This is a genomic window from Micrococcaceae bacterium Sec5.7, from assembly GCA_039636785.1.
Lineage (GTDB): Bacteria > Actinomycetota > Actinomycetes > Actinomycetales > Micrococcaceae > Arthrobacter.
In genome coordinates, this window is record CP144169.1 from 3,060,764 (window position 1) to 3,080,755 (window position 19,992).

24 protein-coding genes are annotated in these 19,992 nt (G+C 65.4%); 16 read left to right on the forward strand and 8 right to left on the reverse strand.

The window, feature by feature from the left end; translation table 11 throughout:
- The first annotated feature begins 58 nt into the window (after positions 1 to 58).
- Positions 59 to 415, forward strand: a complete 357-nt coding sequence (locus V3C33_14585; GenBank protein ID XAS66700.1) for a type II toxin-antitoxin system Phd/YefM family antitoxin — start codon at positions 59 to 61, stop codon at positions 413 to 415.
- Positions 412 to 813 carry a type II toxin-antitoxin system VapC family toxin gene (locus V3C33_14590; GenBank protein ID XAS66701.1) on the forward strand — a complete coding sequence of 134 codons (402 nt, stop codon included), beginning with the start codon at positions 412 to 414 and terminating at the stop codon, positions 811 to 813. The genes V3C33_14585 and V3C33_14590 overlap by 4 nt, the downstream gene beginning before the upstream one ends.
- 43 nt (positions 814 to 856) lie before the next feature.
- Here the strand turns inward: V3C33_14590 and V3C33_14595 are convergent, their stop codons facing one another.
- The 5 genes from V3C33_14595 to V3C33_14615 form a co-directional block, all read right to left on the reverse strand.
- Entirely contained in the window at positions 857 to 1,741 is an 885-nt protein-coding gene (locus V3C33_14595) for a 3-hydroxyacyl-CoA dehydrogenase family protein (GenBank protein ID XAS66702.1), read from the reverse strand.
- Positions 1,738 to 2,526: an enoyl-CoA hydratase/isomerase family protein gene (locus tag V3C33_14600; GenBank protein ID XAS66703.1), complete on the reverse strand. Its 789-nt coding sequence runs from the start codon at positions 2,524 to 2,526 to the stop codon at positions 1,738 to 1,740. The genes V3C33_14595 and V3C33_14600 overlap by 4 nt, the downstream gene beginning before the upstream one ends.
- Positions 2,526 to 3,737 (reverse strand): acetyl-CoA C-acyltransferase, encoded by a 1,212-nt coding sequence (locus tag V3C33_14605; GenBank protein ID XAS66704.1) that lies wholly within the window; start codon positions 3,735 to 3,737, stop codon positions 2,526 to 2,528. Before V3C33_14605 ends, V3C33_14600 begins: the two co-directional genes overlap by 1 nt.
- A gap of 235 nt (positions 3,738 to 3,972) precedes the next feature.
- Entirely contained in the window at positions 3,973 to 4,635 is a 663-nt protein-coding gene (locus tag V3C33_14610) for a pentapeptide repeat-containing protein (protein ID XAS66705.1), read from the reverse strand.
- A complete protein-coding gene (locus V3C33_14615) occupies positions 4,635 to 5,093 on the reverse strand; it encodes an SRPBCC family protein (protein ID XAS66706.1) in 459 nt (152 codons plus the stop codon). The genes V3C33_14610 and V3C33_14615 overlap by 1 nt, the downstream gene beginning before the upstream one ends.
- Before the next feature lie 126 nt (positions 5,094 to 5,219).
- Between V3C33_14615 and V3C33_14620 the strand changes: the two genes are divergently transcribed.
- Both V3C33_14620 and V3C33_14625 read left to right on the forward strand, forming a co-directional pair.
- The gene (locus V3C33_14620; protein XAS69748.1) at positions 5,220 to 5,396 is read left to right on the forward strand and encodes a CsbD family protein; all 177 of its coding nucleotides are present in this window, start codon (positions 5,220 to 5,222) and stop codon (positions 5,394 to 5,396) included.
- Positions 5,397 to 5,585: 189 nt separating this feature from the next.
- On the forward strand, positions 5,586 to 6,329 hold the full coding sequence (locus tag V3C33_14625; protein XAS66707.1) for a dienelactone hydrolase family protein: 744 nt from the start codon (positions 5,586 to 5,588) through the stop codon (positions 6,327 to 6,329).
- A gap of 407 nt (positions 6,330 to 6,736) precedes the next feature.
- Here V3C33_14625 and V3C33_14630 read toward each other — a convergent pair whose 3' ends face one another.
- Both V3C33_14630 and V3C33_14635 read right to left on the reverse strand, forming a co-directional pair.
- Positions 6,737 to 7,423, reverse strand: coding sequence for a hypothetical protein (locus tag V3C33_14630; protein XAS66708.1), 687 nt, complete (start codon positions 7,421 to 7,423; stop codon positions 6,737 to 6,739).
- A gap of 6 nt (positions 7,424 to 7,429) precedes the next feature.
- Complete coding sequence (locus tag V3C33_14635) at positions 7,430 to 9,169, reverse strand: CocE/NonD family hydrolase (protein XAS66709.1); 1,740 nt, start codon at positions 9,167 to 9,169, stop codon at positions 7,430 to 7,432.
- A 121-nt stretch (positions 9,170 to 9,290) separates the two neighbouring features.
- On the opposite strand from V3C33_14635, the gene V3C33_14640 reads away from it, so the two are divergent.
- From V3C33_14640 to V3C33_14670, 7 genes are all read left to right on the forward strand, one after another.
- Positions 9,291 to 9,923, forward strand: a complete 633-nt coding sequence (locus V3C33_14640) for a TetR family transcriptional regulator (protein XAS66710.1) — start codon at positions 9,291 to 9,293, stop codon at positions 9,921 to 9,923.
- A gap of 113 nt (positions 9,924 to 10,036) precedes the next feature.
- Positions 10,037 to 10,378, forward strand: a complete 342-nt coding sequence (locus tag V3C33_14645) for a YciI family protein (GenBank protein ID XAS69749.1) — start codon at positions 10,037 to 10,039, stop codon at positions 10,376 to 10,378.
- Between the two features lie 176 nt (positions 10,379 to 10,554).
- Complete coding sequence (locus V3C33_14650) at positions 10,555 to 11,376, forward strand: MBL fold metallo-hydrolase (GenBank protein XAS66711.1); 822 nt, start codon at positions 10,555 to 10,557, stop codon at positions 11,374 to 11,376.
- 72 nt (positions 11,377 to 11,448) lie between these two features.
- Complete coding sequence (locus V3C33_14655) at positions 11,449 to 12,018, forward strand: GNAT family protein (protein ID XAS66712.1); 570 nt, start codon at positions 11,449 to 11,451, stop codon at positions 12,016 to 12,018.
- 365 nt (positions 12,019 to 12,383) lie between these two features.
- Entirely contained in the window at positions 12,384 to 12,824 is a 441-nt protein-coding gene (locus V3C33_14660; protein ID XAS69750.1) for a VOC family protein, read from the forward strand.
- Between the two features lie 349 nt (positions 12,825 to 13,173).
- Positions 13,174 to 13,536, forward strand: a complete 363-nt coding sequence (locus V3C33_14665) for a YciI family protein (protein ID XAS66713.1) — start codon at positions 13,174 to 13,176, stop codon at positions 13,534 to 13,536.
- 4 nt (positions 13,537 to 13,540) lie between these two features.
- Positions 13,541 to 14,770, forward strand: coding sequence for a sigma-70 family RNA polymerase sigma factor (locus V3C33_14670; GenBank protein XAS66714.1), 1,230 nt, complete (start codon positions 13,541 to 13,543; stop codon positions 14,768 to 14,770).
- A 360-nt stretch (positions 14,771 to 15,130) separates the two neighbouring features.
- On the opposite strand, the gene V3C33_14675 is transcribed toward V3C33_14670, so the two are convergent.
- A complete protein-coding gene (locus V3C33_14675) occupies positions 15,131 to 15,472 on the reverse strand; it encodes a YciI family protein (GenBank protein ID XAS66715.1) in 342 nt (113 codons plus the stop codon).
- A 552-nt stretch (positions 15,473 to 16,024) separates the two neighbouring features.
- On the opposite strand from V3C33_14675, the gene V3C33_14680 reads away from it, so the two are divergent.
- The 5 genes from V3C33_14680 to V3C33_14700 are packed head-to-tail and all read left to right on the forward strand — an operon-like array spanning position 16,025 to position 19,895.
- Entirely contained in the window at positions 16,025 to 16,561 is a 537-nt protein-coding gene (locus V3C33_14680) for a TQO small subunit DoxD (protein ID XAS66716.1), read from the forward strand.
- Positions 16,558 to 16,959: a hypothetical protein gene (locus tag V3C33_14685; protein XAS66717.1), complete on the forward strand. Its 402-nt coding sequence runs from the start codon at positions 16,558 to 16,560 to the stop codon at positions 16,957 to 16,959. The genes V3C33_14680 and V3C33_14685 overlap by 4 nt, the downstream gene beginning before the upstream one ends.
- Positions 16,937 to 18,088 (forward strand): acyl-CoA dehydrogenase family protein, encoded by a 1,152-nt coding sequence (locus V3C33_14690; protein XAS66718.1) that lies wholly within the window; start codon positions 16,937 to 16,939, stop codon positions 18,086 to 18,088. The genes V3C33_14685 and V3C33_14690 overlap by 23 nt, the downstream gene beginning before the upstream one ends.
- Positions 18,085 to 18,897 carry a PhnD/SsuA/transferrin family substrate-binding protein gene (locus V3C33_14695; GenBank protein XAS66719.1) on the forward strand — a complete coding sequence of 271 codons (813 nt, stop codon included), beginning with the start codon at positions 18,085 to 18,087 and terminating at the stop codon, positions 18,895 to 18,897. Before V3C33_14690 ends, V3C33_14695 begins: the two co-directional genes overlap by 4 nt.
- Positions 18,891 to 19,895, forward strand: a complete 1,005-nt coding sequence (locus V3C33_14700) for a radical SAM protein (protein ID XAS66720.1) — start codon at positions 18,891 to 18,893, stop codon at positions 19,893 to 19,895. The genes V3C33_14695 and V3C33_14700 overlap by 7 nt, the downstream gene beginning before the upstream one ends.
- Positions 19,896 to 19,992 lie beyond the last annotated feature (97 nt).

Sequence of the window (19,992 nt, forward strand, 5' to 3'; positions counted from 1 at the left end):
GGACCATCGTAGCGGCAAACTCTTAGTCATGTGACACAAAATGTGCTACATGTAGAAGATGACGACAAGGCACCAGGCGGTTCCGGATCCACCCGCCCCAAAAAGAGAATCAACGCCGGGCAACAGCCTGGCGGCAAGCAAGAGCATCGGAGTGCGTGAACTCCGCCAACACGCCTCAAGCATTCTCGAGCAGGTCCAGAGCACGGGAGAAAGCATCACCGTTACCAACCATGGCAAGCCTCAGGCCGTCATCCACCCGATCACCGCCGACTTCTCCTGGCATGAGCAGCTGATCACCGAAGGCCGCCTGATTCCTCCCACTGCCAATTGGCGGGATACCGCAGCCGTGGCCGCACCGGCTGGCCACCCATCAACGGCTGAGCTCCTGGATCAGAGCAGGGCAGACCGCCTGTGATCTATCTGGACACTTCTGCGCTGTTCAAACTCATAGTTCTGGAAACGGAGTCGGGCGCATTCAGGGAGTATCTCGAAGTTGCTGCCACCGACACACTGGTGACATCCCAGATCGGCGTTGTCGAATTGCTCCGCAGCGCGCGGCGACTTGGCCCGATTGCTGCGGCCGGCGCCCAACGACTGATTCCAGGCCTTGCCACGGCTCCTATGAACGCGGACATCGTGACGCTGGCAGCGGAGCTTCAACCGCCCGAACTGCGCACCCTTGACGCCCTGCACCTTGCCACGGCCCTGACGCTGAAGGCAGGGGTGGTTGTTAGTTACGATCAACGCATGCTTGAAGCGTGCCGGGTATACGGGCTTGATACCGCCAGCCCAGGCTGGTCCGCGCAACCGTAACGGGACCCAGGAACGCTGCCGCCCGGCGTCGACCGGTCCCGAGTCAGTCCGCCCAGTCGAAGAACCCTTTTCCGCTCTTCCGTCCCAGCTCCCCCCGGGCCACCATGTCCTTCAGGATCTGCGGAGGCGCGAACCGCTCCCCCAGGGTCGAGTGCAGGTATTCGGCGATGCCCAGCCGCACGTCAAGCCCAACGATGTCCGTCGTTTTCAGGGGGCCGGTGGGATGCTTATAGCCGAGCACCATGGCGGCATCGATGTCTGCGGCAGACGCCACGCCCTCCTCCACCATGCGCATCGCTTCCAGGGCAATCGCCACGCCCAGCCTCGAGGAGGCAAATCCTGGCGCGTCATTAACCACGACGGCGGTCTTGCCGAGTGCCTCGACCCATTGGCGGGCAGCCTCGGCCAACCGAAGCGACGTGTGCTCGCCGAGCACCACCTCAATGAGCGTGGATGAGGGGACCGGGTTGAAGAAGTGCAGGCCCAGGAAGTTCTGTGGCCGCTTCAGTTCGCGGGCCAAGCCGTTGACGGACAGCGACGAGGTGTTCGACGCCAGGAATGCATCGGCGGCCAGACGCTCCTCGACTCCCTGGAGCGCGGCTACTTTCAGATCCCAGTCCTCCGGGACGGCCTCCACCACCAGCTGCCTGCCGGCGAAGTCGGCGTAATCCACCGTCACGGAGAGCCTGGCTACCATCTCGCCCAGGTTGCCGTCCGCGGCCCCGCGCTCGATCGACTTCGCTGCCGCGGACTCCACCCGTTCCCGCGCCGCCTCAGCCGAGGCCTCGTCGCGTTCGACAACGAGGACATCGGCCCCCTTGATCAGGAAGGCGTGCGCGATGCCAGCACCCATGCGGCCGCCGCCCAGAACACCGACGGTAGCGGGAAGGTTGGCTGGCAGTTTGGCCGGAAATACAGGGTTGCTCATGTCGACTTCTTCTTCCGGTCAGCTGATTTTTTGTTCAGGAACGCCTGCATCCGCTCGAACTTGGCCGGGGACTCGAAGAGGATCCCCTGCGCCAGCTGATCGATCAGCGGGTGCGATTCTGCGGGTGCGTGGAATACGGATTTGGTGATCCGCACGGCCAAGGGATCCTGCCGGGCGATTCTGTCCGCCAGCTCGTGGGCACCTTCCATCAACAACGGAGCCTCATGGATCTCGGTGATCAGGTTGACGGCGAGGGCCTGCTCGGCACGCAGCACCAGCCCGGCCAGCAGGATTTCCTTGGCCACGGGCTCCCCCACCAGCTCCTTGAGCCGCCAGCTGGCACCCGCCGCAGCCAGGATTCCCAGGCCCGTTTCCGGATTGCCGATCCGCAGGCCGGGGGTGCCGATCCTGAAGTCGGCCGCATAGGCGAGTTCGGCCCCGCCGCCCAGGCAGTAGCCGTCCAGCGCCGCGATGACGGGCATGGGCAGCTTGGCGATCCGGGCAAAAAGCGTGGAGTTGATGCCCTGCAGGGCGTCGTCCCGGCGGCGTTCGCGCAGCTGGGAGATGTCCGCGCCCGAGGCAAACACACCCTCCACCCCGGCGATGATCAGGATCTTCGGATCCTGTTCCAGCGCCGCGCAGACCAGGTGGAGCTCGTCAACCATCTGTTGGTCGATCGCGTTGCGGACCTCGGGGCGGTTGAGCAGCACCACCACCCGGTCCTCGCGCTCTTCCACCAGGAGGGTGCTGAACTTCTCCGGATTCAGCGTGGAATTCGCCGTCATTACACACGCTCCAGCAGCATCGCGGTGCCCTGGCCCACGCCGATACACATGGTGGCGAGGCCAATCTTGGCGTCCTCGCGTTCCATCCGGCCCAGCAGGGTGATGGCAATCCGTGAGCCGCTGGAACCCAGCGGATGCCCCAAAGCGATGGCGCCGCCGTCGTTGTTCACAATGTCCGGGTCCAGGCCAAGCCGCCGCATGCTGGCCAGCGACTGCGTGGCGAACGCTTCGTTTAGCTCGACGGCGCCAAGGTCACCGACGCTGAGTCCGCTGCGGGACAGCACCTTCCGGGTGGCCGGAACGGGGCCGATGCCCATGATTTCCGGTTCGCAGCCGGCGGAGGCGCCGTCGATGATGCGGGCGCGCGGCGTCAGGCCGAGCCTTTTGATGGCTGCTTCCGACGCAACGATGATGGCCGAGGCGCCGTCGTTGAGGGTGGACGAGTTGCCGGCGGTGACTATCGAGCCACCGGAAACCACCGGGCGGAGACCTGCGAGGACGTCCATGGTGGTGCCCGCCCGGGGGCCTTCGTCGGTGTCCACCACGGTCTCGGACTTGCGGGTCTTGACCGTGACGGGGATGATCTCATCCTTGAAGCGTCCCGCTTCGATCGCCGCCAGCGATTTTTCGTGCGAGCGGACGGCGAAGGCGTCGGCGTCCTCGCGGGAAATGCCGTCAACCCGGCCCACTTCCTCCGCGGTTTCCGGCATGGAGAACGTCATCTTGCCGTCCCGCGACAGTTCGCCCTTCTTGAACAGTGGATTGACGAAGCGCCAGCCGATGGAGGTGTCAAAAATCTCGCCGGGTTTGGCAAACGCCGCCCGCGGCTTTTCCTGGACCCAAGGTGCGCGGCTCATGGATTCCACCCCGCCGGCGATCACGATGTCCGCGGCTCCGGATTTGATCATGTGGCTGGCCATGATGATGGCGCTCAGGCCCGAGGAACACAGCCTGTTGACCGTGATTCCGGGGATATGGAGGGGAAGTCCGGCAAGGATGGTGGCCATGCGGGCCACGTTGCGGTTTTCCTCACCGGCGCCGTTGGCGTTGCCGAGGATGACCTCGTCAATGGCCTCCGGATCAACGCCGGCGCGGGCGACGGCTTCCCGGACCACCAGCGCTGCCAGATCATCCGGACGGACTGCGGAGAGGGCGCCGCCGTACCGGCCTACCGGGGTGCGGGCACCGCCAACAAGAAAAGCCTCAACCATGAGAACATCCTTCGCGAAGGGAAAGGGGTCGGCGAGGGAATAAATTACCGACCGTTCGTTCTATAAAGATTACACGGCAAGTCCGGAGGGTCAACCGGTCACCGGTGCTGTTACGTGACCCCAAACCTCCGAGTTGTTGTCCGCATGACGCCCCCCGGAGGCACTTTTGGGGCGTCATGCGTGTGCGAGAACTGTCAGTGACGTTCGACGCCGCTGCGCCGGGGCGAGAGGCGGGCTATGCCACCACCAGCCCCAGATGCCCCGCCAGCAACGGCGCGAGCAGGCTCAGCTGGTAGTCGTCAATAACAACGCCGGCCAGGTTGCCGAGTCCGCTGATGGTCCGGAAGTCCGTCCCCCGGATGTCGAAATCCTTGAGTTTGGCGCCGCTGAGATCCAGTGTGCCGATGGTGCAGCTTTTCAGCGCCACCCGCGTACCGGCCACCGAGCCGAGGTCCAGCTCATTGATGATGCAGTCGCTGATCAGGACGTCCGTGAGCCTTGAACCGCGGAGGTTCACATAATCGAGCTTGCCGCCGTCGATCCGCACCGACTGCCAGCCGCTTTCGTAGAGCTCGGCCGAACCCCAGCGCGGATTGCTGAACTCGACGTCCCGCAAAGTGGAGCGGGCGGCGGTGAAAACCGGAGCGTAGGCCTCGGCGAGGATGCAGTCCCGGAACGTGGCGCCGCGCAGCTGGGTTTCATTGAAGGAGACACCCGCGAACTCACACTCGGCAAAGTCCGTGCCGCTCAGTTCCAGACCGTCTGCGGCCGCACGGCTGTACCGGACGCCGTCGTACCTTTCGCCCCGCTGGAAGTCCGGGGCGGGATCATCGCGTAACTCATCCAGGTGTACCGGCGAAAGCCGGGGGGCCGTCACCTTGGGAGTCTTCGCAGCCACTAGAGCGATTCCGCCTTTGCCGCGATTTCCGCCAGGTCCTTGGCCAGCGCCTTGCGCGTGATGCCCATGCCGATCTTGCCGAAGAGCGCCATCATCGCCTTGCTGACCGCCGTGGGTTTGATAACCACGGCGCCGAATGTCAGCGTAAGGTCCGTGCCGCCGTCGCGCTCGTCCAGGGTGAAGCGGGAGGTGTAGTCGGCGCCGCCCTGCAGGGCCTTGACCGTAGTGCTGCGTGGCGGATCAGCCCGGGATACCCACATCTCCACTGTCTCCGCTTTGCCCATCATGGTTCGCGTCTCTTTCCAGCGCGTGCCTTCGCCGTACGGGCCGTCGCTGATCATCTGGATGGCATTGATGCCCGAAAGCGTGGCAGCCGAGCCGGGAATGTCCGAAATCACCGCCCAGACCTTGTCCGGTGCGGCATTGATGTGCTGAGTCAGGCTGGTGCTGTGGTCCATCCCCCGAGCCTATCCCCGGGCCGCGACAATCGGCACGCGGCTAGACAGCTTGAAATGCTAAGCATGCTTCGTGTTAGGGTGAAAGTGCTTGAGGATTTCAACGAGAAACGGAAGGTGGCCAACAACATGGGTATCGGAGACAAGATCAGGAACGCCGCAGAGCATCTGGGCGGCAGAGGCAAGGAAGCCGCCGGCAGTGCCACGGACAACGATCGGCTCAAGGCTGAAGGACAGAAGGATCAGGTCGCCGCCGACGCAAAGAAGGTCGGCGAAAACATCAAGGACGAGTTCAAGAAGGACTAATCCGATCGATTGCTCCACAAGTGCCGTTTTGAGCGTTCATAACGGCACTTGTGGAGCAGCCGATGCAGGAACACAACGACGGCGGACTTTCCTTGGGGGAGGCCGCCCTCGTCGTTTTCCCGCAAGACGGCCGATGCGCGGTATCCGGTGCAAGACTGTCCGGTATCCGTCAAGAGGAAGGCCAGAGCCATGCCATACGTCGATCTGACCGAAGCAAGCATCAGAGCCGGCGGCTCGGGCACGCTGGGCGGCTATCTTGCCGAGCCCGCAGGGGAAGGCCCGTTTCCGGCCGTCCTGATGATCCATGAAGCCTTCGGCCTGGACGATGTGATGCGCCGCCACGCTGACAGGCTGGCCGCTGCCGGCTACTTGACTCTGGCCATTGACCTGTACAGCGATGGAGGGGCCCGCCGTTGCCTCGTCAGCACCATGCGGTCCATGATGTCCGGTAAGGGCAGGGCTTTCACGGATCTGGCCACGGCCCGGACGTGGCTCAGCGCTTCGGAAAGCAGCACCGGCAAGACGGGCGTGCTCGGCTTCTGCATGGGCGGCGGCTTCGCGCTGCTTGCCGCAAAGGACGGTTTCGACGCCGCTTCCGTGAACTACGGGCAGCTCCCCAAAGACATCGAGGTTTCCCTGCGCGGCGCCTGCCCGGTCGTGGCAAACTACGGCGGCCAGGACCGCACCCTTCGGGGCGCGGCCGCGAAGCTCGAGTCTGCGCTGGACAACCTCGGCATTGAGAACGACGTCAAGGAGTTCCCCACCGCCGGCCACGCGTTCATGAACGATGCGGAAGTGGGCCCCAAGCTCCTACGGCCCCTCACCCGCGTAATGGGCATCAGACCGGACCCGGAAGCTTCCCCGGAGGCCTGGCAGCGGATCGAAGACCACTTCGGGAAATACCTCCAAAACCCACCATCGATTGCTTCGTAACTGCCGTTTTGAGGCGCCATAAAGGCACTTACGGAGCACTCGATGCAATTAAGCGACGACGACGGCGGGGCCCCCTTCCGGGAGTCCCGCCGTCGTGCGCGTTAAGAGTTAGTCGTGCGCCTTAAGGGGTGGCTTGTGAATTAGTCGAATATCCGACGCTGGCGCTTGTGGATTTGATCGCTATATGGCGGCGTTTTGTGATCGCTCTTTGTCGCACCAGCGCCCGTAAGCCGATCCCCTTGCGGGCTGCGAGATGACATATAGGCGCTGCGAAAAGACCGCCATTTATTGCTGCGATTCACACGTGGGTTTCGGCAGCAGTGGGATGTCTTCAACCTGTAGATTTCGGAGACGGCGGATACATGTCTTCTTGCCTTTGCCATGGGATGTACCGGCGCCCAGCCGTTTCAGCTGCTTTTCGGTGCCGGCACGGATACAGCCGCTCTGAGAATCCATGTGCGGAACTCGACCGCGAAATGTTCCAGGTGCTGTTGGACCACGTCGGGAGCACACGTGGCCGGAAGGGTCACGGAGAGTGTCGCGGTGAAACCGTCGGGCTCCTCGTCGAAGGCGTTGGCTATCGACCCGACGATGGTCCCGTCTTGAAGGAGCATGTGGGATTGCCGGCCGGCCGGCTGATCCCTGCGTAGTCCGTCGTCGGCGATGACGCTGTCGTCGTAGGGTCGCACGAAGAACGAGCACACGTATTCGCCGAGGGTCTCGACGACGTTGACGTTGCTGCCGGGTTCGGCGTAAATCGAGTAGTGCTCCGGGTGCCCGGCGAGCATGACATCTTCGCGGGCGAAGGCGCGACTGAGCCAGCCCGTGAACTGCGCCGCAGTGATGCCATGGGCGAGGAGGGTCGTGGTACCGGTCGTCTCCTCGCCACCGGACCGGTCGAGGTGGTCTCGGAGGAAAGCGTCGCCGGCGGCGATCTCGTCACTGAGGAGTTCCAGGAGCCGTTCTCGGCCGAGCTTGCTTTTCAGGAGCCGGAGTGCGCGTCGGGCGGAGAACAGTTCGAATCCGTCGATGCTCGTCTCGGTGCTCTGTCCAGCCAGACGCACCCACGGTGCGGTCGTGTCTTCCGTGTTCATTATCCCTCAGTTCTTTCGGACGGGCAGCTGGAGGTAGGACGCGTGCGCGCCTCCGGTGTGGATGACGTGCGTGCCAGTGTTCGCGCCGATGTACTCATGGATCCCCGGCATGAGTGTTCCCAGCAGATTCCGGGAGCTGATCACGAAGCGCAACTGCTCGGCAGGGCGGAACGCAAGCCCTACGGGGAGCAGGTCGATCTCGATCTCAACAATTTCACCTTGGCTTAGCTTTTCGATCCGGTCGAAGCTGTGCGCGGGCACGTCATCGGTCGTTAGGGTTTCGTCCAGGTGCCGCGCGGAGACACGGAGCCGGCCGTCCGAACCCTTGTAACGGAGAATCGTCGCCCCATTGTCAGTGAGGTCGTGCGCCATCGGGCTGGTGTTAGGAACGGTGAACGCCTGGAGCGGAGTGCCGTACGCGTCGAGCTTCTGAATCAGGACGAACAGGTCCATGTCGTCGGCGTCGCGCGCCTCAACGAACAGGCGCGCCTTCGGGTAGCCGACGAGGGTCGTCTCCTCGTCAAAACGGGCAATGAAGGACACTGCGTTCGGGTTGAAGTCCACTTTGTAGGAGACTTCGGCCGGGGCAGCGGGAGCCGTCGTTGCGAGGGCGCGGGTGCTGCCGTCGAGGTAGTACTTCGTTGATGCGACGTCGGCGGGCGGGAAGGACTCCGCGGGCACGGCGACCTGGTCGCCGCCTTCCAGATCGAGGACGGAGTAACGGACGCGGGGAGTCTGCTCCCAGCCGTTGTCCTCGCCCTTGAGGTAGCGGTCGAAGAACCGGCGCAGGTCCTCAACGTTGGCTTCGTCGTAGTAGTCCGGCCATTCCTGCCCGTTGTGGATCCGAAGCCACTTCTCCTCGGAGGCCATCCGCCGCCAGGCCCGGAACGTTCCCGCAGTGTGCAGGGTGTTGGAGTAGCTGGCCACCACGTAGGCCGGCACGGTGATGCTGCTGAAGTCCGGGATCTTGTTCTCCCAAAGGTCCGTTATCAATGGGTAGCGTTCGACTTCGGCAAGGATGTCTTCCTTGCGGTTCTTGCCGAAGAAGCTGCCGTCCTGGAGTTGCTGGGCGAAGCCGGTGTCGGGCATACCGCCGCGCATCACCAGGTCGCGGTACACATCGCTGACACCTTCCCAGGGGTTGATGGCTGCCAGGTGCGGTGGCTGCTCGGCCGCGGTGAACCACTGGGAAACGGCCAGGTACGAGGTGCCGCTCATGCCCACTTTGCCGGAGCACCAGGACTGGTCGGCCAGCCACTCGATGAGGTCATAGCAGTCGCGGCCTTCCTGCCGGTCCCACAGCACACTGTCGCCCTCGGAGTCCACCACCCCGCGAACGTCCGGGTTACACACGGCGTAGCCCTGTGCGCACCAGTACGCCGGATCCGGGGCCTCAAACTTTTCCAGCCCGGACACGACACTGTTCGGCAGGCCCACCAGCCCGAAGACGCCCATCACGCTCAGGGAGGTGCCTTGGCCCTTGCCGTACGGGCTCCATGCCACGATGACCGGAACATTTTCGACGCCGGCAGGGCGGAAGATGTCCACGTAGATGGTCACGCCGTCACGCAGCTGGACGGCAACGTCCTTCTCGAAGACGACGTCGACCGGCAGGGGCCGGAACTGCGGCGCCACCTGGTACCCGGCTGCCAGCGTCCGGGTCCCGGGATCAAAACCGGTCAGCACCCCGGTCCGCGGCGCCGGCAACGGGTGGGACGGAACAAACAGCTTTTGGTCATCGCTCATGGGGAGCTCCTCTGGTCTGGGACCCGGGAAATTACTTCCCGAACTGCTGCGAGCGTACGCCGGATTCCGATTTAACTCAACAAGCGTTGAGAACAGTTCGCGCGGCCGATAGATTGGGGACATGCCGGAACCTAAAACGTCAGCTCCGAAGGCCCGCCGCGGAAGGCGGCCCGGACCGTCCACCACGCGACAGGCCGTACTGGACGCCGCCCGTGCCAGGTTCGCTTCCGACGGCTTCGCCGCCACCACCATCCGGTTGGTGGCCGCCGATGCGGAGGTGGACGCCTCCCAGGTGATGCAGTTCTTCAAGTCCAAGGACGAACTCTTCGCCGCAGTGATGGCCGTGCCGCCGTCGGCCCTGGAAAAATTCAGCACGGCATTCGAGGGCCCAGACGAACACCTGGGTGAACGGGTGGTCCGCGCCTACCTCAGCGCCTGGGAAGGACCGCCGGAAGAGTCGGAGCCTCTGATGGCCATGCTGCGCGGAGCCATTGTCAACGACAAAGGGGTGGGACAGCTCCGCGAGTTCATCCAGGCACGGCTGGTGGACGGCACTGCCGAGAGTACCGACGCCAATGCGACATTGCGGGCCGGCCTCGCAGCTTCCATGCTGGTGGGGGTGGTGACAGGCCGCCGGATCATCGGCGTACCAACACTCCTCAACACAGAAACCGAAGAACTGATCGGTATCCTGGCGCCGGCCATCCAGCAGATCCTCGCACCCAACCGGCCAGGTCAAAGTAGCGTCCGGTAAAGGATCCGTGAACGGGCACCGGCATCCGCGGGACCGCCGAGAGCCTTGCACGGCACGATGGCATCGGCGAGGATGAGTGCGACGCCCCGTCCTGCGAAGAAGGAGTCGACGCGATTACCAAGTATTTGATCTCGTTTCCGAGTGCCGCCATGGTCTTCCCTGACGAAGACCTGCAGGCCGTTTCGGATGCTGCGCACGCGGTCGTTCAGGAGGCGAAGGACGCCGGCGTCTGGGTGTTCGGCGGCGGCATCGATGAGAGCATCCCGCCCGTCATGGTCGACGGCGATGGGACCGTGCGCGAGGGCACCTACCTGCAGACGTCGCAGCTCGAGGGCGGCTACTCGGTGCTGGAGTTGCCCTCGTACGATGCGGCCTTGGAGTGGGCCGCGAAGATCGCGGTGTCCTGCCGTTGCGCGCAGGAGGTGCGCGCTTTCCAATACGACCCCGCCAGCTAGGTCTCGGCTGGGCGATCCTCGTCAGCTGGGCTCGCGGTCGTGACGTCCAGCGCTGCCTGCTGGCCGGAGCAATCCCGAACGCGGCTCATCCGCTTTGCCCATAATGCTTGCGATCAACTACCGCTCGGTAATACGGTCTCGACAAGGGGTTGCAAACCACAAGCGGAAGGCGTTTCATGCTGAAGCAAGTCGCTGAGGGCGTTCTCGTTCACGAAAGCGAGTTCATCCAGAGCAACTCCGTTGCCGTGCAGGGCCGGGCCGGTGTGTTGCTCATCGACGCCGGTATAACGAGCAACGAGATGGCCGCACTCGCGAACGACCTTCACGAGTTAGGCCAGCCCGTCGTTGCAGGCTTTTCGACGCACCCGCATTGGGACCACGTGCTCTGGCACGCGATGTTCGGCGACGTGCCCCGTTACGGTACAGGCCGCTGCGCGGCGTCCATCCAAGACCTGCTGTCGCACACGGACTGGAAGGCCCGCGTAGCCGGGGCGCTACCGCCGGAGCTCGCCGAGGAGATCCCGATGGATCTGCTCGGTCTCATGACCGGTCTGCCCGCCGGAGCAGCGCAGATTCCCTGGGAGGGCCCTAAAGTCCGGATCATCGAGCACCAGGCCCATGCCCCAGGCCATGCGGCGCTGCTGATCGAGGAGCGCGGCGTCCTCGTCGCCGGCGACATGCTTTCCGACATCCTGATGCCGTTCCTTGATCTAGGGGCCGCGAATCCGATCGAGGACTACCTCTCCGCGCTCCTGCTGTTCGAGAGTGTGGCCGACGACGTTGTTGCCGTCATCCCCGGTCACGGCTCAGTCGGCGGAGCTGAGCAGCTACGAGCACGAATCAAACAGGATCGCGCGTACGTGGAGGCCCTCCGAGACGGCGGTGCTCCTGACGACCCACGGGTCGGTCCATCGGCCCCGTTGGACTGGCTGCCCGACGTGCATAGATGGCAATTACAGCGGCTCGCGCAAAGAGAGCAGACCGAGACGCCCGAATAGCGTTCGGCTTGCGGGGACGGTGAAGAACGGGACGCGCAACTTACTTTGGCGCCCCAATGCAAAACTAGGGAGATGAGCATCAGCGGTGATATTCCGCCCTGGCCGTCTTCCGACCCGGAGCATGGCCGTATCCGGCTGCGCACGTTCACGAATCTGGACGCGGGGATGGCGATGGACCTTTCCCAAGATCCGTATGTCCCCACGGTGGGAAGCCTCCCACCGCATGCCACTCATGAAGAAGCCTTAGCGTGGATTGAGCGGCAGCGACAGCGCCACATCGAAGGGACAGGATTTTCCTTCGCGATAGCCGACCTTGAAACTGGTCGCTCCATGGGGAACATCGGACTATGGACCAGGGAGTTGGACACAGGCCGCGCTCAGGTTGGATATGCCGTTGCCCCGAACGAGAGAGGCCACAGCATTGCATCCGATGCCCTGTGCGCCCTCACTACCTTTGCCGGGACGATTCCGCATCTGCACCGTCTCGAGTTGTATATCGAGCCGTGGAACGCAGCTTCTATCCGCACCGCCGAACGTGCCGGCTACGAACGCGAGGGACTACTTCGCAGTCATCAGGAGATCGCCGGAGAGCGTTGTGACATGTTCCTGTACGCCGCAATCCGGGAGAGCACAGTCCGCTGAGGGACCGGCTTGCGGGCAGCCCAACCACTCGAGCCAGCGTTGCGCGCGATTGATCCAGATCTCATTCGTGTCCGGTCGCGGTCCAGCGCTTCATTGCTTCGAGGAGATGATTTGGGGTGAGCATGAAGCGAGGTTCGAGTTCCTCCCAGCCTGGCTCTTTCACGCGCCGGCACCCCGTGGCGTCACTTCAGCTCTTGCAACCAGTTACGGGTTCCAAACGGCGGATCTCAGCGGGTGCCTTTCGTCCAGGCCAGGCGGGTAGGCTAAGGACCGCTAAGACATTCGGGATGGGCGGCTTCCACGGCCGCCCCGCCTACGCAGACGTCGACGCAGGCGTCGCCAACGAGAACTGGAGACTGCACCCCATGTCACACGTGCGACGCTTCGACCACGTCGGCATCACCGTTGCTGACCTCGACAGAGCAACGGCGTTCTTCGTCGGTCTGGGTCTCGAGGTCGAGGGCCGGATGTTCATGGAGGGCGAGTTCGTGGACACCGTCATCGGCATCGCCGACTCCCGCAGCGAGATCGTCATGCTGCGGCCGCCCGACGGAGGCGCTGGCTTGGAGCTGACAAGCTTCGTCCGACCCGACCACGAGCCGGGGTCTCCCGCCGCGATGTCCACCGAACTAGGACTGCGCAACGTGGCGTTCGAGGTGGACGACCTTCAAGTAGCCCTCGAACGGCTGGCCGCGGACGGCTACGGCCTGATTGGCGGCGTCGGTCAATACGAGCACGTCTGGCGCATGGCCTACGTGCGCGGACCGGAAGGAATCATCGTGTCCCTGGCCGAGCGGATCGGTTAACGCCACCGTCGGCGAGTCAGACCGCCTGCTCGTGCGGGTGCAACCCGTCCGGGTTGCTCCGAATTCAACGCAAGTTTGCCCGGCGTCCCGAATGCCGATCGTCTTTCGGGATGGCGAGGTGTTTCGGTGAAGATTCGGCTTGCGGGGCGATTCCGGACGGCGGAGGTTCGCGCTCCTCAGGTGGGCGGCGGGAGTCTCGTGCCATCATCAGACGGAGAGGTCGCGAACCGACGGGCGGTCCCGTCGATCGTGGCGGAGATTCTTTCTACGCGCACCTGTCGATCTGGGCGAGACCCGTTCGTAGTAGTAGTGCAGGCGGGAGGATCCAGCCCACGAGGAGGAGAACGTCATGACGAAGTACTTGGTATCTGTCCACAACACTGCCGGCCAGACACGCGCGCCGATGACCGACGCCGAGATGCAGCAGTCATACCAGCAGATGAATGCTCTGGAGGAGGAGATGAAGTCGGCCGGCGCCTTCGTGTTCTCCGGACGCCTGCACCAGCCCGACACCGCCACCGTGGTCCGCGTGTCGAACGGGGAAGCCGTGACCACCGACGGCCCCTTCGCGGAGTCGAAGGAGTACCTGGCCGGCTTCTACATCATCGAGGCCGACAACCTCGACGGTGCCATGTACTGGGCGTCGAGGACCACCGCTCTGGTCGGAGCGCCAATCGAGGTCCGGCCCTTCTGGGACGAGCCCGCGGCCTGAGCCCGTGCGTGCCGCCGATGCCGGATCCGGGCCGGGACCGGGCGAGGTCGGCCGGGTCTTCCGCGAGGAGTCCGGCCGAGCGGTCGCCACCCTGACCCGGGTCTTCGGTGACCTCGACGTCGCCGAGGACGCGGTCCAGGAAGCGTTCGTCATCGCCCTGCGGAAGTGGCCAAATCACGGGCTTCCGCTCAACCCGGGTGGCTGGATCACGACGACCGCCCGCCGCCGTGCCCTGGACCGACTACGCCGCGAGGCGCGCGGACACGAACTGCTCCATGAAGTCTCTGTGCTGTCGCCTCGCAAGGACGATCCCTTGCCGGAGGAGGCGGGACCCCTGCAGGACGACCGGCTGCGCCTGATCTTCACCTGCTGCCACCCGGCGCTGTCCACCGAGGCGCAGGTGGCGCTCACGCTGCGGCTGCTTGGTGGTATGTCGACCCCCGAGGTCGCGGACGCGTTCCTGGTGACCGAACCCACCATGGCTCAGCGTCTGGTGCGCGCCAAGCGCAAGATCAAGGCCGCCCGTATCCCCTACCGCGTCCCAGCCGACCACGAGCTCCCGGACCGGATACCCCCGGTGCTGGCCGTCATCTACCTGATCTACAACGCCGGGCTGACCGCCCCGGCCGAACCCGGTCTGTGCGTGGAAGCCATCCGGCTGGCCCGGACCGTGGCCGGCCTCATGCCCGACGAACCCGAGGTAGCCGGACTGCTCGCACTACTGCTGCTCACCGAGTCCCGGCGCGCCTCACGTATTCGCACCGACGGGTCGCTCGTCACCCTCGACGAACAGGACCGCACACAATGGGACCGGAATCTGATCGACGAGGGCCTCGCGACTGTGGCCCGTTGCCTGCGCCGCAACCGACCCGGCACCTACCAGATCCAGGCTGCGATCAACGCTGTGCACGCGGACGCTGCGACCATCGAACAGACCGATTGGATGCAGATCGTAGCCCTGTACGACCAGCTGCTCGCCATCGCGCCCACACCAGTCGTGGCCCTCAACCGGGCCATCGCGATCGGCGAGGTGCACGGCCCCGCCGCCGCCCTCGCACTGGTCGACGCCCTGGACCTCGACCACTACCAGCCTTTCCATGCCACGCGAGCCGACCTGCTCCGACGACTCGGCCGCGCCGACGAGGCAGCAGCCACCTACAAACGCGCGGCAGCCATGACACCACCCGGAGCCGAACGCGACTTCCTCAGCGCCGGCGGCCGAGGACCACGCTGAACGGATCGACGACCCGCAAGCCGTTCGGCTATCGGACACCGTCCCGAGTGCTTCTTGCATCTGGGACAAGCCAAGATGCCCGGTGAGGGATCGGCTAACGGGCACTGTGAGGGCCCGATGAGCCACCGGCTTCCGGGCGGACATCGGCGTCGGTCGGTAGACCATTTGGGTCGCTCGCCCCATCATCCGGAGCTCTCCGGGGCCTGGCGTCTGGCTTGTGAGGTTTGGTACCGCAATCCTCCCGCGGGAGACGGGAACTGGATCGTTTCGGTGATAGAGACCGATGTCGAGCGCGACAAATCCTTGCGATCGCGAATATGTCGACCGCGAGCCCAGCGACCAGGATCACCCAGCCGAGACCTAGCTGGCAGGGTCGTATTGGAAAGCGCGCACCTCCTGCGCGCAACGGCAGGCGACCGCGATCTTCGCGGCCCACTCCAAGGCCGCATCGTACGAGGGCAGCTCCAGCACCGAGTAGCCGCCTTCGAGCTGCGTCGTCTGCGGGTAGGTGCCCTCGCGCACGGTCCCATCGCCGTCGACCGTGACGGGCGGGATGCTCTCATCGATGCCGCCGCCGAACACCCAGACGCCGGCGTCCTTCGCCTCCTGAACGACCGCGTGCGCAGCATCCGAAACGGCCTGCAGGTCTTCGTCTGGGACGACCATGGCGGCACTCGGAAACGAGATCAGATACTTGGTCATCGCGTCGACTCCTTCTTCGCAGCACGGGGGATCGCATTCATCCTCGCCGATGCCATCGTGCCGTGCAAGGCTCTCGGCGGTCCCGCGGATACCGGTGCCCGCTCACGGATCGGCTACCGGCACCGAGTGCGACATTTAGCGCCGTGAAAAGGCCGCCATTTATCGCTGCGATTCACAGCTGGCGCTCGTTCGGGCGTCGTAGGGGCCAGTCTCTACCGGACGGAATGCAGCCACGCATCACTAGCCCACTTGCGCGATACATAGGCCCGTACACGGGAAGCGCTACAAAGGATCCGGCGATCTTGGTGGCTTCGTTTGAAGGCAAATACGTCTATTGCGAACGAACGTTACCCGACACTCCCAAACGGCTTTAGCGCCCAGTTTGCCGCGCCTTGGTCCCCGACCCCTGGTCGATCCGGCCGCCGTACGCCCATACGCCCCGGCACCCTGACTGCCCTATGTAATGGAGGCCGTTCGGGATATGTAAGGACTTTGATGTTGCGCGGCCCCGGCCGCGGGTCTTTAATGAGAGCCATGGGAAAGGCGCCGGTCATGGCTGCTGCGACGGCCGCCCCCGTTGAGTCGGGCGGGGACTCACGGCTGGCCCGTGGGGGTGTCGCCGCGTTGCGGATCGGTGTGGCGCTGCTGTGGATCCAGAACGTGGCGTGGAAGGTGCCACCAGACTTCGGTGAGCACTCGAACACCGGATTGTATTTTTTCACCCGTTTCGCGGTCGACCGCCCGGTGTTTCCCCCTTATGCATGGTTCGTTGAACACGTGGTGCTGCCGAATTTCCCCTTTTTCGGGTGGATGACGCTGCTCATCGAGGCCGGTCTCGGTGCGTTCCTGCTGATCGGGCTTGCCACCCGGTTCTGGGCGGTGGTCGGGTTGGCCCAGTCGCTGGCGATCATGCTGTCCGTCCTGAACGCACCCAATGAATGGCACTGGTCCTACTATCTGATGATTCTGGCGCACGTCGCGGTGTTCGCCACCACCGCCGGGCGCAGCTTCGGGGTCGACGGTGTCCTGCGCCCCGGCTGGCAGAAATCCACCGGACGCCTTGGGGCGCTCCTGGTGAAGCTGTCATGACCGGGCGGCGTTTCGACCGGGCCGCGGTGGTCCTGGGTGTGGCCGCACTGCTGGGCTCCCTGTTCGCCTTCTCGACCGGCGGACCGGCGCCGGTGGACTTTATCCATGTCCGCGGTGCGGGCCTGATCGTGATCGTGGCGTTGGGGGTGGTCGCGGTGCTCGGCGGGGTGCTGCGCCGGCGTGTTCTGGTGATCGTGGCCGGTGCTGGTCTCGTGGCGGCCGCGGTGATTCAGCTGCTGCAGGCCGGCCAGCCGGTCAACTGGCTCGGCGGGGATGGCTCCACGCTGGCGCTGATGGGCGGTCTGGGGTTCGGGCTGCTCGCCGTTGCGCTGACACCGCGTCCCCTCTCCACGGCCACAGACAGGAAGACACACGATGAATCTGAACGCACGGCTTGATCCGGTGCTCGCCGTTGCCGGTGACCATGCCGTCGGAGTCGACGCCGATGCCCGGTTCCCCGAGGAGGCCGTCGCGGCCCTGCGCGAGTCCGGTTTGCTCGGGCTGACGCTGCCGGTGGAAGTGGGTGGTCTTGGTGGCGGCCCGTACGAACTGGTCGAGGTCCTGGGTGCCCTGGCCGGGGCCTGCGGGTCGACCGCGATGATCTATCTGATGCATGTCAGTGCCGCGATGCCGGTGGCGGCCGCACCACCGCCGGGACTGCCGGACCTGGTGGCCGATCTGGCCAGTGGCAGGACCCTGGGCTCACTGGCGTTCTCGGAGGCCGGATCCAGATCGCATTTCTGGGCGCCCGTGTCCCGGGCACGGCTCAACGGTGCGGGGGTCCGGCTCAACGCCCGGAAGAGCTGGGTGACCTCGGCCGGTCATGCCGATGTCTACATCGCCTCGACGCTGACCGCCGATGCCGACACCGTTGACCTGTTCGCGGTCCCGGCGGGCACACCCGGCGTCGAGGTGGCCGGGAGATGGCACGGCATGGGGCTGCGGGGCAACGCCTCGACCCCGATGACCTTCGACGCCGAGGTGCCCGAGAGCTACCGCCTCGGTGCGGCCGGCGCCGGGTTGGACTTGATGCTCCAGACGGTGTTGCCGTGGTTCAACCTGGGCAACGCGGCCGTGTCGGTCGGGTTGTCCCGCGCCGCGGTGGACGCCGCCATCCGGCACACCAGCACCGCCCGGCTGGAACATCTGGCCGAAAGCCTGTCGGCGCTGCCGACCATCCGTGCCCAGCTGGCCCGGATGTCGATCGAGCTGGCGTCCACCTCGGCCTATCTCACACAGGCCGCCGGCCGGATTGCCGAGCCGCGCGAGGACACCATGCTGCATGTGCTGGGGGTCAAGGCCGCGGCCAACGACGCGGCCCTGCGCATCACAGACTCCGCGATGCGCGTCTGCGGCGGTGCGGCGTTCTCTGAGCATCTGCAGATCGACCGGTACTTCCGCGACGCCCGGGCCGGCCACGTCATGGCCCCCACCGCCGACGTGCTCTATGACTTTTACGGCAGGGCCATCACTGGACAGCCCCTGTTTGAGAGCCAGCCGTCCGCCCCGGAACAGGCCCCGGCGTGAGCGCCCCGCTGATCGTGGGTTCGGTCGCCTACACGCCAAACGTCGTCACCATCTGGGAGGGGATCCGCGACTACTTCGCCGGCAGCCCAGCCGAGATGGATTTCGTGCTCTTCTCCAACTACGGGCGGCAGGTGGATTCGCTGCTTCAGGGCACGATCGACGTGGCCTGGAACACCAGCCTGGCCTGGGTCCGCACCGTCGCACAGACCAATGGCGCCTGCCGGGCGCTGGCCATGCGGGACACCGACACCGTTTTCCGGACAATGTTCGTGGCCCGAGCCGGCAGCGGGCTGGGCGGCCTGGCAGACCTGAAGCGCCGCCGGCTGGCGCTGGGGTCCCGGGATTCGGCGCAGGCCGCGATCCTGCCCCTCCATTTCCTGACCCAAGCCGGAATCGCCGAGGCCGACGTCGACCTACTGCGGATCGACAGCGACGTCGGCAAACACGGCGACACCGGCCGCAGCGAGCTCGATGCCCTGCGCGCCGTCCTCGATGACAGGGCCGACGCCGCCGCGATCGGCATCAACACCTGGGAGGCAATCGGGCGCGATGAGCTGATGCCCGGGGCGCTCGAGGCTTTCTGGGAATCCCCGGTCTACAGCCACTGCAACTTCACCGCCCTGCCCGCCCTCTCCGAGGAGCGCTCCGCACCCTGGGTCGAGCACCTGCTTACGATGGACTGGGACAACCCGGGGCACCGGCCCATCCTTGAAATGGAAGGCCTGCGCCGCTGGGTGGCCCCCCGGCTGGAGGGGTACGCATCGCTGTTCGAGGCGGTGCACGAGCAGAGGATCGGCTCCCGATGGTAAAACACGGCATCGTCCTGGATCTGGTTGAACGCATCGCCTCCGTGGCCGACGGCGCTACGGTGGCCGTGCCGCTGGGACCCGGCGAGCAGGGCCCACTGACGCAGACTGTGACCGCATGGTGTGCCCGGACGGGAAACGAACTCCTCGAAGTCCGGGGCGGGGCCGCCATCATCCGCCGCGGCCGTGCCCCGGACCCGCTGGCCGGGCTTGCGTCCGGGCAGATGCCCGGGACCCGGTTGTGGATGTACACCAACTTTGACTGCAACCTGGCCTGCGACTACTGCTGCGCCCGGTCCTCACCGCAGACCGCCCGCCGGGCCCTGGGCATCGACCGTGTACGCCGGCTGGCCGGCGAGGCCGTCGCGGCCGGAGTCAGCGAGCTGCTGCTCACCGGCGGGGAACCCTTCCTGCTGCCGGACCTCGATGACCTCGTGGAAGCATGCACGGCCGCGCTGCCGACCACGCTGCTGACCAACGGGATGCTCTTTCGCGGCCACCGGCTCGAACGCCTGCGCAGGATGGACCGCAGCAGGCTCGCGCTGCAGATCAGCCTCGACTCCGCCACCCCGGACACCCACGACAGCCACCGCGGAACCGGATCGTGGGCCCGGGCCGTGGCCGGCATCCGGACCGCGCAGGACGAAGGATTCCGGGTCCGGGTCGCCGCAACCCTGCCCGCCGGGCAGAGCCACGAACTCCAGCCGTTCCACACCTTCCTCGACTCGCTCGGCATCGCGCCCGTTGACCAGGTCATCCGCGCCCTCGCCCACCGCGGCAACGCCGACGCCGGCCTGGAACTGACCATCGAATCGCTCGTCCCCGAAGTGACCGTCACCGCCGACGGTGTCTACTGGCACCCCGTCAGCGCCGACGACACCGACCAGCTCGTCACGGCCGAGATCTTCCCGCTGGCCGAGGCCATCGCCGAGGTCCGCCGCCGATTCAGCGACTACCGCGCACGCGCCAACGCCGCCGCCCAATGGTTTCCCTGCGCCTGAGCACACGAGCCGCGGGCCGGGCCACCCGGCGGGATGCTGCAGGCACCCCGCCCCCGCCGCGCCCCGTAGCGATCAGGGTCAAAACATGACCGGAAAG